This is a genomic window from Vibrio sp. Y2-5 (assembly GCF_014596725.1).
Taxonomy (GTDB): Bacteria; Pseudomonadota; Gammaproteobacteria; order Enterobacterales; family Vibrionaceae; genus Vibrio.
In genome coordinates, this window is the sequence record NZ_JACVEG010000003.1 from 31,289 (window position 1) to 48,141 (window position 16,853).

The 16,853-nt window shown below is 43.1% G+C and carries 13 protein-coding genes; 6 read left to right on the forward strand and 7 right to left on the reverse strand.

The window, feature by feature from the left end:
* Positions 1-12 precede the first annotated feature (12 nt).
* The 4 genes from HUO09_RS09460 to HUO09_RS09475 form a co-directional block, all read right to left on the reverse strand.
* Positions 13-687: a hypothetical protein gene (locus HUO09_RS09460; protein ID WP_167411830.1), complete on the reverse strand. Its 675-nt coding sequence runs from the start codon at positions 685-687 to the stop codon at positions 13-15.
* Positions 688-834: 147 nt separating this feature from the next.
* Positions 835-2,841, reverse strand: a complete 2,007-nt coding sequence (gene prc / locus HUO09_RS09465) for a carboxy terminal-processing peptidase (protein WP_188233817.1) — start codon at positions 2,839-2,841, stop codon at positions 835-837.
* A gap of 17 nt (positions 2,842-2,858) precedes the next feature.
* Positions 2,859-3,485: an RNA chaperone ProQ gene (proQ, locus tag HUO09_RS09470; RefSeq protein ID WP_167411832.1), complete on the reverse strand. Its 627-nt coding sequence runs from the start codon at positions 3,483-3,485 to the stop codon at positions 2,859-2,861.
* Positions 3,486-3,584: 99 nt separating this feature from the next.
* Positions 3,585-4,058 carry a GAF domain-containing protein gene (locus HUO09_RS09475; protein ID WP_188233818.1) on the reverse strand — a complete coding sequence of 158 codons (474 nt, stop codon included), beginning with the start codon at positions 4,056-4,058 and terminating at the stop codon, positions 3,585-3,587.
* A 123-nt stretch (positions 4,059-4,181) separates the two neighbouring features.
* On the opposite strand from HUO09_RS09475, the gene HUO09_RS09480 reads away from it, so the two are divergent.
* The 4 genes from HUO09_RS09480 (at position 4,182) to rsmF (ending at position 11,532) form a co-directional block, all read left to right on the forward strand.
* Positions 4,182-5,981, forward strand: coding sequence for an ABC transporter ATP-binding protein (locus HUO09_RS09480; RefSeq protein ID WP_188233819.1), 1,800 nt, complete (start codon positions 4,182-4,184; stop codon positions 5,979-5,981).
* 33 nt (positions 5,982-6,014) lie between these two features.
* The gene (locus HUO09_RS09485) at positions 6,015-7,271 is read left to right on the forward strand and encodes a paraquat-inducible protein A (RefSeq protein WP_167411835.1); all 1,257 of its coding nucleotides are present in this window, start codon (positions 6,015-6,017) and stop codon (positions 7,269-7,271) included.
* Positions 7,264-9,927, forward strand: a complete 2,664-nt coding sequence (locus tag HUO09_RS09490; RefSeq protein ID WP_188233820.1) for an MlaD family protein — start codon at positions 7,264-7,266, stop codon at positions 9,925-9,927. Before HUO09_RS09485 ends, HUO09_RS09490 begins: the two co-directional genes overlap by 8 nt.
* A gap of 180 nt (positions 9,928-10,107) precedes the next feature.
* Positions 10,108-11,532: a 16S rRNA (cytosine(1407)-C(5))-methyltransferase RsmF gene (gene rsmF / locus HUO09_RS09495; RefSeq protein ID WP_188233821.1), complete on the forward strand. Its 1,425-nt coding sequence runs from the start codon at positions 10,108-10,110 to the stop codon at positions 11,530-11,532.
* Between the two features lie 201 nt (positions 11,533-11,733).
* Here the strand turns inward: rsmF and HUO09_RS09500 are convergent, their stop codons facing one another.
* Positions 11,734-12,567, reverse strand: coding sequence for a S1 RNA-binding domain-containing protein (locus tag HUO09_RS09500; protein WP_167411838.1), 834 nt, complete (start codon positions 12,565-12,567; stop codon positions 11,734-11,736).
* A gap of 113 nt (positions 12,568-12,680) precedes the next feature.
* On the opposite strand from HUO09_RS09500, the gene HUO09_RS09505 reads away from it, so the two are divergent.
* Positions 12,681-14,033, forward strand: a complete 1,353-nt coding sequence (locus HUO09_RS09505; protein ID WP_167411839.1) for a hypothetical protein — start codon at positions 12,681-12,683, stop codon at positions 14,031-14,033.
* Positions 14,034-14,058: 25 nt separating this feature from the next.
* Here the strand turns inward: HUO09_RS09505 and HUO09_RS09510 are convergent, their stop codons facing one another.
* Together HUO09_RS09510 and HUO09_RS09515 are read right to left on the reverse strand one after the other, a co-directional pair.
* Entirely contained in the window at positions 14,059-14,544 is a 486-nt protein-coding gene (locus tag HUO09_RS09510) for a PaaI family thioesterase (RefSeq protein WP_188233822.1), read from the reverse strand.
* Between the two features lie 144 nt (positions 14,545-14,688).
* Positions 14,689-15,579 (reverse strand): putative PEP-binding protein, encoded by an 891-nt coding sequence (locus HUO09_RS09515; RefSeq protein ID WP_167411841.1) that lies wholly within the window; start codon positions 15,577-15,579, stop codon positions 14,689-14,691.
* A 206-nt stretch (positions 15,580-15,785) separates the two neighbouring features.
* Between HUO09_RS09515 and HUO09_RS09520 the strand changes: the two genes are divergently transcribed.
* Positions 15,786-16,850 carry a 3-deoxy-7-phosphoheptulonate synthase gene (locus tag HUO09_RS09520; RefSeq protein ID WP_167411842.1) on the forward strand — a complete coding sequence of 355 codons (1,065 nt, stop codon included), beginning with the start codon at positions 15,786-15,788 and terminating at the stop codon, positions 16,848-16,850.
* Positions 16,851-16,853: the final 3 nt, after the last annotated feature.

Here is a 16,853-nt window from a genome sequence, read left to right on the forward strand (position 1 = left end):
TCAAATGTCGCACTAACGAATGCGATTTAAAACCGCATACATAGAACCGCCTTCCATATCCAGAGTTAACTGGTCTTGCTGTAGCGTATAGCGAGTGTCTTGTTCCCCGTCTTCATACAGTAAAACGAGGTGATCCCCTTCCATGTAATACACCCCTTGATGGGTGGTTTCATTTCCGTCACTGCCGCTGGCTTTAAACAGGAAAACAAAGTCAGGCTGAAGGATGAGTAGCACTTCGGTAAGTTTGTCGGCATACAAATCTTGCCCGGAAAGTGAAGTACTCGACCACATTCCCGCAAGAGCATTGGGTAACGCTTTAGTAAACGTCACACCATTTAAAAACAGCAAGTTGTGATTACTTTGGTATTCATAGACCTGAGGATCATCACTATTTAACCCGAGAATGAGCGTATCACTGTTTGCTGTATACATTCCTTCCCAATGATCGACACTGTAATCCTTCTTTTGAATATCAATGCTAAAGGTATAGTCAGACTCAAAGTTCAGCTTAATAGCGAGGAAGTTTTCCTCTGATTCTTCAGGGGCTGGATTTAACAAATACCAATCGCCAAGAAGAAACGGTTGGTCAAACTGTGTTAAATCTTTGATCGGCCCATTCATCGAACCAAAGGACTGGCCTGCTATTGTCAAAGCAATGCAGGCAAAAATAACGGTTATCCATTTCATAGCGATCTCCCTCACTTTTTTTAAGCTTAGGATCGCATGTTAGATTTCGCTAAATTATTTGATTTATGTCACATTAAGTTGCATATCAACTTTAGGTGTATAAAAAAAGCGAGCTTACAAGCTCGCTTTTTTATTACATTGAATTTTCTACTTTTTTTCCGATTTAAGCATATCAACCATGATAGAAACCGATTCGTTAAGATACGCATCCGGCACTTCATAATCTTTCGGAACATCGTCTAACGTTTTGTATTCTGCTTTTCCAGCATCAACTTGACGTTTGTTAATTCGAGCTAAACGTTCGGCATCCGCTTCATCACTTTTCTTCTTACGAGCGGTTTCGTTTAAAGATAAAGCGTTGTCATCTTTCTCCGCTTTATATTTGGCAATATCCTGCTGAATAAAACCAAATTCGAGATCGGAGGCGATTCGCTGCTGATGCTTTTGAGTTAGCGAAGCAATTAACGTAGAGAAGTCATGAAGTTTAGAATACTTAGCTTGATCAATGCTGTCCCAAGGAAGTGCATTTGGCTCAACACTTTCACCCGTTTCAGCTGCATCGATTGCAGCAGGGAACGCAATATCCGGAATGACACCTTTGTTCTGCGTACTTCCGCCGTCAATTCGATAAAACTTCTGAATCGTGTATTGCACATAGCCCAGTTCTTTATCGAACATATCGTAAATATGATTCAAAGAACGATGTTGCTGTACCGTACCTTTACCAAATGAATTCTCGCCCAAAATAATTGCACGACCATAATCTTGCATTGCCGCAGCAAAAATCTCAGAGGCAGAAGCACTGTAGCTGTTGATCAATACCGTCATTGGGCCCGAATAACTGATCTTTCCGTCGGTATCGCTGTTCACATTCACTCGACCATAGCTGTCACGAACTTGAACAACAGGACCACTGGTAATAAACAGACCTGATAATGCCGTCGCTTCCGTTAAAGCACCACCACCATTATTTCGTAAATCAACAATGATGCCATCCACTTTATCAGCTTTTAACTGAGTAATAAGCTTATCGGTATCTTCAGAAAGACCAACGTAAAAACTTGGTACTTCAAGAACACCAATCTTTTTACCACCCTTTTCAATCACTTCTGACTTAACGGCTCTGTCTTCTAGACGAATCTTATCTCGAACAATTGTTACAACGTGACGTTTTACATCCTTGCCATCAGGCAGGATTTCAAGATTAACCTTGGTGCCCTTCGGACCTTTGATAAGTTGAACAACGTCGTCCAATCGCCAGCCGATAACATCGACGATATCTTCACCATCCTGACCAACACCAACAATACGATCACCTTCCGACAATTGCTTACTGCTTGCAGCAGGACCACCAGTAACCAACGAAGAAATAACCGTGTAGTCATCCGTCATTTGTAAAACAGCACCGATCCCTTCCAGAGATAAACTCATCTCTGACTGGAATTGTTCTGCGTTACGTGGAGAAAGATAGCTGGTATGCGGATCAATTTGGCGAGCAAACGCATTCATGTAAAGTTGAAAAACATCTTCACTATGAGTTTGAGTTAAGCGTTTAATAGCATTGTTGTAGCGTTTTGACAGCGTTTCTTTGATTTCAGGCCACTCTTTGCCTGTCAGTTTTAGGCTCAAAGCGTCGTATTTCACGCGCTTGCGCCATAACTCATCAATTTCTGCTTTGTCTTTCGGCCAAGCAGCTTTAGAACGGTCAATCTCTATCGTTTCATCAGTGTTAAATTTGATTTCTTTATCAAGTAATGACAAAGCATATTTAAAACGATCGAAACGCTTATTCATCGACAAGTTATAGATTTCAAATGCAATAGCGTTGCTACCTGCCTTGAGTTCATCATCTAACTGAACAGCTTTAGACTGGAAAGAATCGATGTCTGCTTGTGTGAAAAGACTGCGGTTGTAGTCAAGAAGCTCAACATAACGTTCAAATATCTCTTGAGAAAATTGATCGTCGAGATTGAAATGCTTGTAGTGAGAACGAGTAAAACGAGAAGTTACCCTTTTACTTGCTGTTTCGTGTTGAGCTTCAGGAGCAAGAACTGGTAAATCTTTCTTTTGAATTTGGGCTTCAACAGCCTGAGCTGAAGATGCTGCTAGCCAAACGCTAGCAGCAATCAGAGTCCATTTTGAACGGCATTTCATGCGTAGGAGTTTCTCCTTTAGGCGCGCAAGTGCTCCGCTTTTACAACCATTTGTAGGCCGTTACCAAGTTGAACACGCACGTCTTCCTTATTGATTTCAACAATGGTCGCAGCCATGTTGCCTTTACCCATGTTGATGTTCACTTCTTTACCAACAATGATTTCGTCAGTGTTCAAAGCTCTTGTTTCAACGGGTTTACTTTCTTGTTTTGGCCCTTTGTTTTGAGGACGGCGAGGCTGAGCTGCTTTTTTAGCTTTTGGCTTAGCTTTCGCTTCTTCACGAGCTTTTTTACCTTGTTCTTTACGGCGAGCATCAACACGAGCTTTGCTTTCTGCCAATGCTGCTTGAGCGTGTTCTACATGTTGCTCTTCAAGCTCTCCACATGCGTTTCCGTCTAGGTCTACACGAACAGCACCAGGTTTTACGCCGTGTAGGTAACGCCATGAAGAAGTGTACTGTCTTAAAGCTGCACGAAGCTGAGTTTTACTAACTTTTGGATCTTCGCCAAGGCGCTCAGCAAGATCTTGAAAAATACCAATTTTAAGAGGCTTCGCTTCACCCTCTAAAGTAAAGCATTTAGGGAAACATTCAGCAATGTACGCAATAACTTCTTTGCTGTTTTTTAACTTTTCAGTGTTTTCCATGAGGATTCCTGGTTTATGCGGCATGTCCGCTAGCATTAAGAGTAAATATGTTCGGTATTATAGTGACCTGAATACGAAAAACCACAGGCAAAAGACAATTTATGCCTTGTTAGCCTGTGAATTGAGCAGCTTTTCAACTTCTGTCATCAAAAATGTCAGTCCTTCCTCATCAATTTCAGAGAAACGGCCCACACTTGGACTATCAATATCAAGAACACCGACTACTTCGCCATTGATTGAAAATGGGATAACAATCTCTGAATTGCTGGCAGCGTCACACGCAATGTGACCTTCAAACTCATGAACATCATAAACACGTTGTACACTATTAGTAGCAACTGCAGTACCGCATACGCCACGTCCGACAGGAATACGCACACAAGCAGGTTTGCCTTGGAATGGACCTAATACCAACTCACCTTCTCGCATCATATAGAAACCAACCCAGTTAAGGTCTTCTAATTCCATGTTGAGCAGTGCGCTTAAGTTAGACAAGTTCGCAATCAAGTCCTTTTCTGATTCTAGTAGTGCGACAGCTTGTTTTGTTAAGCGGTGGTAATGTTCTAATTTCATATAAACTAAACTTCCAATTGAAAAATAAAGACTTCACTTTAGGTTTTTAATGCCTTTAAGTTTTGATTGCCTAAAGGTTTTACATATAATGCGCCAAACTAAATAGGATTCATTCTCATAAAGATGGCAAATACCACAAACACTATTAGCCGTTCTTGGCTGATAACACAAGCGAAAAAGCATCAATCCAAGCTATTGTTTGCCAATATAATTGCGATTATCGCAACGCTCATCAGTGTGCCTATCCCACTGCTTATGCCTCTCATGGTGGATGAAGTGCTGTTAAACAAGCCTTCAACCGGTATCGAGATGATGAACCATATTTTGCCATCATCATGGCAGACGGCAACGGGTTACATCGCCCTCACTCTAGTGCTTGTCGTACTTATGCGTGCAACAAGCCAGATGCTCAACATTCTACAAAGCAGACAATTCACCCTCGTCTCTAAAACCATCACTTACCAGATGCGTAGCAAGATGATAGATAAGTTGGGGCGAATTAGCATAAAACAATATGAGACCCGGGGCAGCGGTGGCATCAATGCCCACTTGGTTACGGATATCGAAACAATAGATCAATTTATCGGCTCTACGTTAAGTAAATTTATTATTGGATTGTTAACCGTCAGCGGAACCGCGATTGTTTTATTATGGATTGAATGGCGTTTAGGTCTATTCATCCTTTTGGTAAATCCTGTTGTGGTTTACTTTTCGCGCTTGCTGGGCAGCAAAGTTAAGCATCTTAAGAAACGAGAAAACCAAGCCTTTGAACGTTTTCAAAACAGACTGGTGGAAACGCTCGATGGCATCTATCAACTTCGAGCTGCCAACAAAGAACGTGAATTTCTTACTGAGCTAAAAGAACAGGCCAATGAAGTACGCTTAAGTGCGGACAAATATGCGTGGCAATCCGAAGCAGCAGGCCGACTGTCATTTCTGTTGTTCTTGTTAGGTTTCGAGTTGTTTAGAGCTGCGGCCATGCTTATGGTGGTTTTTAGTGATTTGTCTATCGGACAGATGTTTGCCGTGTTTGGCTATTTGTGGTTCATGCTTTCACCTGTTCAAGAATTGTTGAGCATTCAATTTTCTTGGTATAGCGCTAAAGCTGCACTTGGTCGAATTAACACCCTGCTCGATTTGGAAGAAGAACATCGCCCAGCCAGTAAAGTAAATCCTTTCACAGAAGACCGAGAAGTTGAAGTAACGGTTTCAAACGTGAATTTTTCCTATGACGGTGAAAATAATGTCCTCAATAATTTGTCGCTTGATATCCCATCCGGTAAAAAAATTGCACTGGTCGGAGCAAGTGGCGGAGGAAAATCGACTCTAATACAGCTGTTGATAGGTGTTTATCGAGCAAACTCAGGGCGAATTCGTTTCAATGGCGAGACATGCGACGACATTAGTTTTGATGTTATCCGCGGGGAAATTGCCGTTGTACTACAACAACCTATACTCTTTAATGACACTTTAAGGCACAATTTGACCCTTGGCGGTGAGCACAACGAAGCCCAACTGTGGCGTGCTCTTGAAGTAGCGCAAATGCAGGATGTGATTAGTAAGCTGGATCATGGGTTAGATTCTCAAATTGGGCGCAATGGCATTCGTCTGTCTGGTGGCCAGCGTCAACGCTTAGCCATTGCTCGCATGGTTTTAAGTAATCCAAAATTCGTTATTTTAGATGAAGCGACATCAGCACTCGATACCGCTACAGAAAGTGCTTTGCACAGAGCATTGAATGAGTTTTTAAAAGGACGAACCACGTTGATAGTGGCACACAGACTTTCAGCAGTGAAACAAGCAGATTTGATTTATGTATTGGAAGATGGACGCGTTAGCCAAGCTGGCACACATAGAGAACTGGTTGAGCAAGAAGGGCTGTATCAAACTCTCTATGGTTCAGTTCAGTCTCACGCAGTTTAGTTACATTGTCACATTAGGTTCGAGGAGTATTTGATGAAAGTGAGAGCGATAGAAAGACATCTATCCACTCCTTCGGGAATACGCCTTTGCCAAGGGTGTGAGCTGCCCGTTGACGTCATTAGCGTAGAGAAAGGGAAAAGTGCGTATTGCCCTCGATGTGGTACGCAACTTTACCGTGGTGGGCAACCTTCCCTTTCCGGTAACCTGGCTCTGGCTATCACCTGCCTTTTGCTATTCATACCCTCTCATTTTTTCGATTTCATTCGTATTCGTTTGATAGGCGTTATGATTCCCGCAACGCTTCCGTCAGGCGTAGAAGCACTTTATAACGAAGGATATGTTGGCTTAGCGATACTCGTGTTTTTCTGTGCTTCGCTAGCGCCATTTATACTCTGCTGTTGCGTTTTGAGCGCACACGTTGCGTTGAGATACAATAATTTTCCGCTGATGCGCTATTCGCTACTACTGATCTCTAAACTCAAACCTTGGGTGATGATCGATGTCTTTCTGGTGAGCATTGCCGTTTCATGTTTCAAACTGATTGATATTTCAGATGTTTTCGTTGGCCCTGGGCTATATGGGTTAATACTGCTGCAAATATCTACGGTGCTGCTGATCAGTCGTATCAGTGTGAGACGTTATTGGGAAGCATGGCGACCAGAAACTGAATACCCACTGGAAGTGAAACATGTGCACTGCCACAACTGCCATCTTTCACAGCCGGAGAGTTCAAACTGCATACGCTGCCATCAGAAGCTCTACCACAGAAAACCCAATTCTATTGAAAGAACCTGGGCTTACTTATTAGCTGCAACGGTTTCAATTTTTCCGGCGAATTTTCTACCGATTTCAATCTTGCTTACCAACGGACAAAGACTTGAAGACACCATATTTTCCGGTGTTGCTTCACTGATTAACAGCGGCATGGTTGGAATAGCAGTCATCATCTTTGTGGCAAGTATTGTGGTCCCTGTCGCCAAAATACTTGGCTTAACTTATCTATTACTTGCAATAAAATTTAAGCGAAGCGTCTTTTTCCGCCAAAGAATGGTCATATACTTTGTAATCAAATGGATAGGAAAATGGTCTGTCATGGATCTGTTCGTTATTTCCATAATGTTAGCGGTAGTTGACCGTGGGCAGTTGCTCGACTTTACTCCCGGATACGGAGCCATTGCTTTTGGAATGGTTGTAGTACTGACGCTGTTAGCAGCAGAGAGCCTAGACCCAAGACTCATTTGGGATAATTACCGCGACGATAACAATAAACAAGAGTCAGTTGATGAATAAAAATATTGCTCAGCAAACGTCCTACAAGCCAGATGTCAAAAAGAACAGAGGGATATCCCCTTTGTGGATTTTGCCTATCCTCACAGTTGTATTGGCTGGTTGGTTAATAATGAAATCTATCCATGATGCCGGTGAACGCATTCAAATATACTTCTCCAATGCTCAAGGTCTGGTCGCTGGGAGAACGCCTGTTCGTTATCAAGGTTTAGAAGTCGGTATGGTTAGAGACATCAAGTTGTCGCCTAACTTAGACAGTATTTACGTCGACACCGACATTTATCCAGATGCGAAAAGACTGCTTTCTGAGAAGACCCGTTTTTGGTTAGTCAAGCCCACCGCCAGTTTGTCTGGTATTTCCGGCTTAGATGCTTTGGTCTCGGGGAACTACATAGCCATTGATCCGGGTGATGAGATTGTTGAAGACAATGATTACGATGCAGACGACCACCCTCAAAGCTATCGAGCACTTGATTCAGCGCCTTCAGACTTGCTCGCCAATCAAGGGTTAACCATCACTCTAAAAGCACGTGATTTGGGTGGAATTTCTGTCGGTTCGCAAATCGTCTACAAGAAAATTCCTATCGGTGAGGTATACAACTATCAATTGGCCGACGATAACCAATCCGTGATTATCGACGCATCGATTCAAGAGCAATATCGCAATGTCATAACGACAGAAAGCCGCTTTTGGAACGTAAGTGGTATTGGCGCAAACCTAGGTCTAGGTGGCGTTGATATTCGTATGGAAAGCGTCTCCGCTTTACTGGGTGGAGCCATTGCTGTTGACTCTCCTGACGAGGGAGAACCCGCGGCGCAAAATGCTCAATTTAAACTCTATCCAGATCTCAGAACGGCCGGACGTGGTGTCGCAATTAAGATTGTTCTACCTGACGATAACAATATCAGCCTCTCTGGTGCGCCAATCATGTACCGAGGGTTGGAAATCGGTCAAATCACCAACTTACAATTGGACGAAGAACGTAAAGAGATCATTGCATCCGCTGCTATTCAACCCGCCTTTAGCGATATGCTGAACAGTGGCAGTAACTTCATTCTTGAAGAAGCAAAAATAGCGCTGACAGGCGTTGAAAACCTAGGCAATCTAATTAAGGGCAATTACCTAACACTGATTCCCGGCGAAGGTGATCGCTCTCGTCATTTCGTGGCAGTTCGTAAACAAGAGTTTAACCGTACTCAAACGAAATCCGTCGCATTAAAACTTATCGCCGACAGCTCATTTGGCCTTAGTGCGGGTACCGATATTTTGTACCGCGGTGTTGCCGTCGGTAGCGTTACAAAAGTCGCCCTTAAACCTGACAATGTAGAGTTTGATGCGCTGATTGATGAAGAATATGTGCCATTTATTGGCTCTAACAGCCGCTTCTATGTCACCGGTACTGCAACTGCAGAGCTGACAGAGTCAGGATTAAACGTTTCTATTCCTCCTGCGAAACAGCTACTGACCGGTTCAATTAGCTTTGTCAGTGAAGGCCGAAAGCAAATTCAGTCACAATACCGTCTCTACCAGAGCCAATCGTTGGCTGAATTGGCGAAATACAATCAATCTGGTACACAAACATTAACCTTAATGGCGGATGAGCTTCCGCCAGTCAGTGCGGGAAGCCCACTTCTCTATCGTAACCTGCGTGTAGGCAATGTCGCAGGCTACACCCTGACGCCTAAAGGGGTTGAAATCAAAATAAAAATTGAAAATCAATACAAGCACCTTATTACGAGTCAAACCGTATTTTGGAATCGTTCAGGCGTAGAAATTGATGCTTCACTGGCCGGTATCAGCGTCAAAGCCGCACCTCTGCAAACATTAATTCAAGGGGGAATCGCGTTTGACAATATTAGTGGCGTCGAGAACAAAGTCGATAGTAAATGGGTACTGTATCCAAGCTATCAACAAGCACAAAAATACGGAAAAACCATCACTCTGACCGCATCTGGAGATGTTGCTATTCCTGTTGGCACAAACATCAAATACCAAGGTGTGTCTGTAGGTGAAGTGGTCAGCGTTACGCCAAGTTTCACTGCAAATAAAATTTCCATTGCCGCACGCATTAAACCTGAATTCAGTAAAAATATCGCAACAAAAGGATCGGTATTTTGGATTGCTGAAGCCAAAGTCAGCTTGACTCGCGGCATTGAAAACATAGAAAACTTGCTCAGTAAGTCTATTGAAGTTAAACCGGGAAATGGCGAGCCCACTTATTCATTCCCATTGTCAGAACTACCATATAAGAAAACCAGCATTTCGTTCACTTTGCAAAGTGAAAGCAAAGGCTCAGTATCCGTTGGCACTCCTGTGTTGTTCAGAGGAATGGACGTAGGTCGCGTTACACGAGTTCAATTAGGAAATCTCGCTGACCGCGTGATTTCAACCATTGAAATTGAACCGGAATACAGTTATCTGATCCGTCAAAACAGTGTGTTCTGGAATGTTTCTGGTGTTGATGTTTCGATTGGCTTATCTGGTGCAGACATCAAAGCAGGCACGTTCGACAGTATTGTTCGCGGCGGGATTACTTTCTCAACACCAGAACAAAAGCAACTCATGCCTGCGGCTAAAGCCGGACAATCTTTCTATTTGTACCCGCGAGCTGAAGAAGGTTGGAAACAATGGCGCACGCCGATCCCTCAACCAAACTAGTTCGCAACCGAACCTACACCTCAAAGTAGAAAGAAATAAGCGTGGAAACACGCTTATTTCTTTTCTCTGCCTAACAACGCTTAACCCAGCAACAAAACCGCGACTTCAAATAAAACTGTGATGCCGCTATAATCTGCCGCCTACAACCTACTCTATCCCCTAGCTAGCCGAGATTACGTTTTGCATCCTAATATTTCCTTCCCTGAGCTGTTCCTATCTTCAATGGCCGAGATTCTTCCACCTGAGTTAAACATGGAAGATTTCATTGCAGCATGCCAAAGACCGTTGCGCAAAAGTGTTCGCGTAAACACGTTGAAAGTCTCAGTAGAGGAATTCAAAAAACGCGCCGAAGATAAAGGCTGGGCTTTAGAACCAGTCCCTTGGTGCGAGACTGGTTTCTGGATTGATGCCGACGAAAGTGAAGTACCTTTGGGGAATACTGCTGAACATATGGCAGGCTTGTTCTATATCCAAGAAGCCAGCTCTATGATGCCAGTATCCGCACTGTTTACAGGTGCAGACAGCCATTATCTGTCAGTGCTAGACACTGCGGCAGCACCGGGCTCGAAAACAACGCAGATTGCAGCCTTAATGCAAAACAATGGTATTTTGGTGGCCAATGAATTCTCCGCCAGCCGTGTGAAAGTACTGCATGCCAACATAGAGCGCTGTGGCATTCGTAACACTGCACTGACCAACTTTGATGGAAGAGTGTTTGGTGGTTGGTTACCTGAGCAATTTGACGCCGTACTGTTAGACGCGCCATGTTCAGGCGAGGGAACCATTCGTAAAGACCCTGATTCGTTGAAGAACTGGAGCAAAGAATCCATTCATAGTATTGCGGATACACAAAAAGAGTTGATCGAAAGTGCCTTTCAGGCCCTTAAAGTCGGTGGTGTGCTTGTTTATTCAACCTGTACATTAAGCCGCGAAGAAAACCAAGACGTGTGCCAGCATCTTAAACAGACATTCGACGATGCCGTCAGTTTCGAGTCTTTGGCTTCCCTATTCCCTGAAGCCAATAAAGCATTGACGGAAGAAGGTTTTCTGCACATATTCCCGCAAGTTTATGACTGCGAAGGCTTCTTCGTAGCCAGAATCCGCAAGCATGCCAGTGTCGAAACGCCAGCAGTAAAAAAACGTTTAGGCAAATTTCCGTTTGAGAAAGCCAATTCAAAAGTTTCCAATGATGTGAATCAAGAGCTGCAAAAGAGCTTAGGTATTTCGCTACCAGAAAACAGTTCCGTTTGGCTTCGTGACAACGATGTGTGGCTATTCCCTAATGCATTAGAACCTATGCTGGGTGAGCTACGTTTCTCACGTATGGGAATTAAGATCGCCGAAACACACAAGAAAGGCTATCGCTGGCAACACCAAGTCGCAACCACTCTTGCAACTGGCGATGAAGCTTGTTGTGTTGAACTCTCGATTGAAGATGCCAGAGAATGGTATATGGGACGTGATGTACGACCTCAAGGACTAAGTGGCCAAGGTGAAGTCATCGTCCGTTTCGGTAACGATGTGATTGGATTAGGAAAATGGGTTGGAAACAGAGTGAAAAATGGTTTACCAAGAGAGCTAGTTAGAGACAAAAACCTATTCTAAAAAGCAAACTATAGTATGAAATTCTAGCGTACCCTCGCTAAACGAGGAGCCTGTACTACACTTATCTGTAAGTAGGAATTAGCGCAGGCTCTTCGGAGCCATTCCCCTAGGCCCAAAAATGCAGAGCATTTCGGGCCTTTTTTTATTCTTGGGGAAAAACGCTATTTGATAAGAACAAACAAAAGCTTTGAGCCTTGGTAATTAAGCCAAGCGAATGCCATCTTTCTCGATAACAATTTTGCCTTGTTTGTACAAAGTACCGATAGACTTCTTAAACGTCCCTTTACTGGTACGGAACTCAGCAAAGATAGCTTCAGGCGTTGATTTATCACTTAATGGCAGAGAGCCACCTTTCTTCGCCAATGTCTCTAAAATTTTTTCACTCAAGTCATCCATCTTCTCAACACCAATCTTCTGTAGAGAAAGATCAATTTTGCCATCAGGGCGAATGTTCTTGATGAAGCCTTTTAGTTTTTTACCGATGAATAACTTGCCGAAAACGTCTGAAGGGAAAATCATTCCCCAATGCTCACCATTCACTATCGCTTTGAAGCCCAAGTCTGAACGTTCAGCGATAATCAAATCAACCTGCTGATTCTTGGTGTAATTGGCAGGGGTTTTATCCAACCATTTATTGAACTTAGTGGTGCCAACGATACGACCAGACGCTTTATCTGTGTAAACATAAACCAGCACGCTTTGACCCGGTTTAAAGCGTGTACGTTGCTCGCTAAATGGAAGCAATAAATCTTTATTTTTGATACCCCAGCTTGCAAACGCACCAGTGCTGTTAACACTTTCAATCGTCATTACGCCCCATTCCCCCACTTGCGCTACTGGTTTTTCAGTTGTAGCGGCCAATTGGTTGTCTGAATCGAAATACAAAAATACGTCAACATAGTGTCCGAGTTCTACACCCTCAGGAGCCATGCGTTTTGGCAACATAGTTGTGCCATATTCGCCCGCATCTAAAAACACGCCAAACTCAGCGATTTTTACCACTTCTAGACTGTTAATTTTGCCAACGTTAATCATTAATTACTGTCTCACCTCAAATTTGCAGAGATTATACGTTATCTCTGTTATGCTTTCGCCTGTTCATCAGAGAAAATTTCGTTATTTTTTTCGAAGATAGTTAGGAGTTATTGTTGATCACGGTAGATAAACAAGATGCGGTTACGTTAAAAATCACCACTGAGATGTCAGAGAGCAAAAAACTGGACTTAGACATGTATATCTTTGTCCCGGGCGAGCTAGGACTCTCCTCTGACGTGATGACTGAGTCTGAATTTTTTTATAGCTCCATCCATCAAAAGCGCGCCTACTACAGTGACAAAATCCTTCTTCCACTGGTACACAGCCGACTTGCTCAACGTGGCAGACTCTCAGCGACACAATATCGTGTAAGTTTAAGTTTGTTTGCTTATCAATATGTTATCGCTTTAGACAAAGCCGTGAACCAACTCAACCTTTCAAGTGACAGCGTCACTGAGGATGAAGTTGATACCGTGATTGAACTCTCTTTGGACATACTCAAACGACTACGTCGAAGCATTCCCTACGAAGAAAGTTTGAAGCGTTACTACGCGAATATCGATAACTACCTTTCTTGGTATACCGAGCAGAAATTCTTATCCATGGTGTCTCAACTGACTCGTGATAAGGAATACAAAACTATTAAAGAACGCCTGATTACTCTGGTTGAAAAAGAGCAAGCGCACCGTACTTTGAACAACTACAACTCAGTAAAAGCGGATCAAGACATTACTCGCTTGAGTAACAAAATGCGTTTACTACGTCGCCTGATTGAACATCCCATCATTCTTACTGAGAAAGTGACCTCTTTAGGGAAAAACATGCGACGCGCGGTCAAAGGTTTAGCCACAGGCTTAGTGATGGTGTTTGTCACCATCACTGCGATTCTGGCAAGAGATTATTGGGGAGAAATCACCGCATCGTTCATTATTGCTATGTCTTTCATCTACGCACTGCGCGAAATATTCAAAGACGATTTGAAAGACATGATGTGGCGTTGGATTCGTAAGGGAAAACCTAAATGGCGTCGACGCTATTTCGACCCAACAACAGGCAAACAAGTTGGTCAAAAAGTCGAATGGCTCGACTATAAGCCCCTATCGGCTTTGGCCGATCGCATCAAAATCATACGTAAAAAACGAGTGGTTCAACGGGAAGAACAAATCCTTCACTACCGCTCAGAAACAGAAATGACAACGTCACGTTTTATGAGTGGCTATGAAGAAACTCGAGATGTCATGCTAATCGATCTCCGAGCCCTAACCCGCTTGATGGATAAAGGTTCCAACCGAATTTATCGGCTTAACAATGGTCAGGTAAGCCGAGAATCGGTTGAAAAACGTCACTTAATCAACTTAATCGTTAAAGAAGACGGACATCAACAATCCCCTCGTTACTATCGTTGGAAAGTGGTACTCAATCGAAGCAAAATTGTCGATATAGAGAAAACCGAAGTTCAACAGTAATTCGGGAGTTGCTCGTTGAATCAGGCTATCCGCGTTTATTAATGCGCTTGAGCGACAAGGTTAACAAAAACTCCGCCATTGGCTCATCGCCATGCAACGATGGGCAAGTGGCGACAATTTTTACGTCTTTATTAATTCGCTCACCGGTTGCTATGGTTTCGTCTAACATTGCATCTATTAACTCACCATCATTACAACGAAAGTGCACATCCGCTTCTGGGCGCTTAAAAAACTCCCCTTTGACAGCTTTAAAAGCCAGTGACACCTTTTCGCCGCGTTGCCCTGCTTTATCCATTGCCATAAAACCACCAGCCACATCAGCGCCTACAGCAAGAACACCAAAGTACATACTGTTTAGGTGGTTTTTGTTGCGTCGTTTTAAAGGAATTCGGATTTCTATCGATTTATCATTGAGAGATAAAATTTGAGGACGGCATGCCCAAATCAAAGGAACTTTAAAAAATCCAAACGACTTGAGATACCAATTAGCTTTAGTAAGTGTAGAGAGCATGATACTGACCTTTTAAGGTATGTTGTTTTATATTTATGCGGTCAGTTAAAGGGATGCTAAGAGAAGTGTCAACATTTCGATAACAAAATTAAGAGATCAGTGATGCTCTCACCAATCTCTTAATTCTTAATCAAGAACAGCGAGTTAAAAGTTAAAAATAGACTCTGGCTGAATATTTTCTAACAAATGTTCCTGCAGCTTCGGATAGTTTTCTAAACCACGAGTAACAACCACTACTGGCTTTTTAGCCAAGTTTGCAGCAGTTACCGCAAGGTTTGCTAATTGACTTACCGCTTCGCTTTCTGGGTTATATAAATAGCTAATCGCGTCATTATATTTGTCCACTGCTAAGGTCATCTGCGTCAAGTCGTCCCAATCGATGACAACGCCATCGAAGTATTGCAGTAGCTTTTCTGCAACCAATGCCGCCGAAGGTACACTACAAACGTACAGCACTTTCAGACCATTCAAACCGCGTGGTAACCCTTGCTCAGCCAAACGATCAATAATGGTTGCCGCATCGCTCAATGCTCTGACAAACGGTACAACGATCTCTACATTATGCCCTTTTTCTTTCAGTGCTTTGATCACCTTGCACTCTAGAGCAAACGCCGGTGAGTAATTGCTAGAAGCAAATCGAGATACACCACGTACACCCATTACTGGGTTAACTTCATCTTCTTCTATACTTCCACCAATCAGTGCTTTAAACGCATAGCTGTCTGATGAACTTAAACAAATTCGAATCGAGGTATGCTCAGCACTGATAGACTGCGTAATACGCTCCATAAGGACAGAAACAAAATGTTCTTCAATAGATTGCCCGTTTAGTAGAGATTTCAATGAGTTTTGCTCTAACTCAGGAAGCAACTCTACTCCACCCGCAGCCAATGCAGGATGGTAGAACACACTCTCTGCAATCAATTCAGACAGCGATATAAATAAGGCATGGCTACTTTGCTGTGGCTCCGCACTTGGCAGGGTGTTTCCCAAGACCAATTCTTGATGGATGATTCCTTGTTGTTCAAAACTCATTACTGCTCCAATTACCGTTTTGTTGTTAGCTCGAAAATACCGAGTCAAAGAGAGAAAAACAAGTACATATTCAATAGTTATGGCGAAAAACTGAATATATTTTCACTTTGCATTTTTTATGAGCGTCAAATGCTCGCAACTGTTTATTCTGACAGCCAAATTCGCTATCTTTAGCGCTTCGCAATAAAAGGACAGGCTATTCTCCTATGCCAACCAAAACAGATGAACTAAGAACCCAAGCGTTGGGACCAATGCCAACTCCGGCAGAACTTAGCCAAGCACATCCAATTACGGAAGACGTTGCACAACGAATTGCTCATTCTCGCAGACAAATCGAAAAGATTATTACTGGCGAAGACGACCGCCTTTTGGTCATCGTAGGCCCTTGCTCTGTACATGATACAGAAGCAGCTTTGGATTACGGTCAGCGTTTAAGTGCAATTCAAGAACAATATAGCAATGAATTGTTCATTGTTATGAGAACTTACTTTGAAAAACCACGTACCGTTGTGGGTTGGAAAGGTTTAATTACCGATCCTAATTTAGATGGCTCTTACGCATTAGAAACTGGTCTAAACAAAGCGCGTAAACTTCTGCTAGATGTTAATAAGCTCGGTCTTGCAACGGCTACTGAGTTTCTAGATATGATCACGGGTCAATACATCTCTGATTTGATTACTTGGGGAGCAATTGGTGCACGTACGACAGAATCTCAAATTCACCGAGAAATGGCCTCAGCCCTGTCATGTCCTGTTGGTTTCAAAAACGGTACAAATGGCAACATAAAAATCGCCATTGATGCGATTCGAGCCTCTCATGCGCAACACTACTTTTATTCGCCTGATAAAAATGGTCGTATGACGGTTTATCGCACTTCGGGTAACCCATTTGGTCACGTTATCCTACGTGGTGGCGAATCTGGACCAAACTTTGACGCTGCATCCATTGATGATGCGTGTAAACAACTAGCCCAATTTAATTTACCGGAACGTCTTGTGGTTGATTTCAGCCATGCGAACTGTGAAAAGCAACATCGTAAGCAGCTAGACGTTGCTCAAAACATTTGTGAGCAAATCGAGTCCGGTAGTCATAAAATAGCGGGTATCATGGCAGAAAGTTTTATTGAAGAAGGAAACCAGTCTATGGTTGACCTTGACAATCTAACCTACGGCCAATCTATCACTGACCCTTGTTTAGGTTGGGAAGATACCAAGACCATGCTGGCAATGCTGGCTGAGTCAATCAAAGTACGCCGCTCTAAACAACAATAAGGA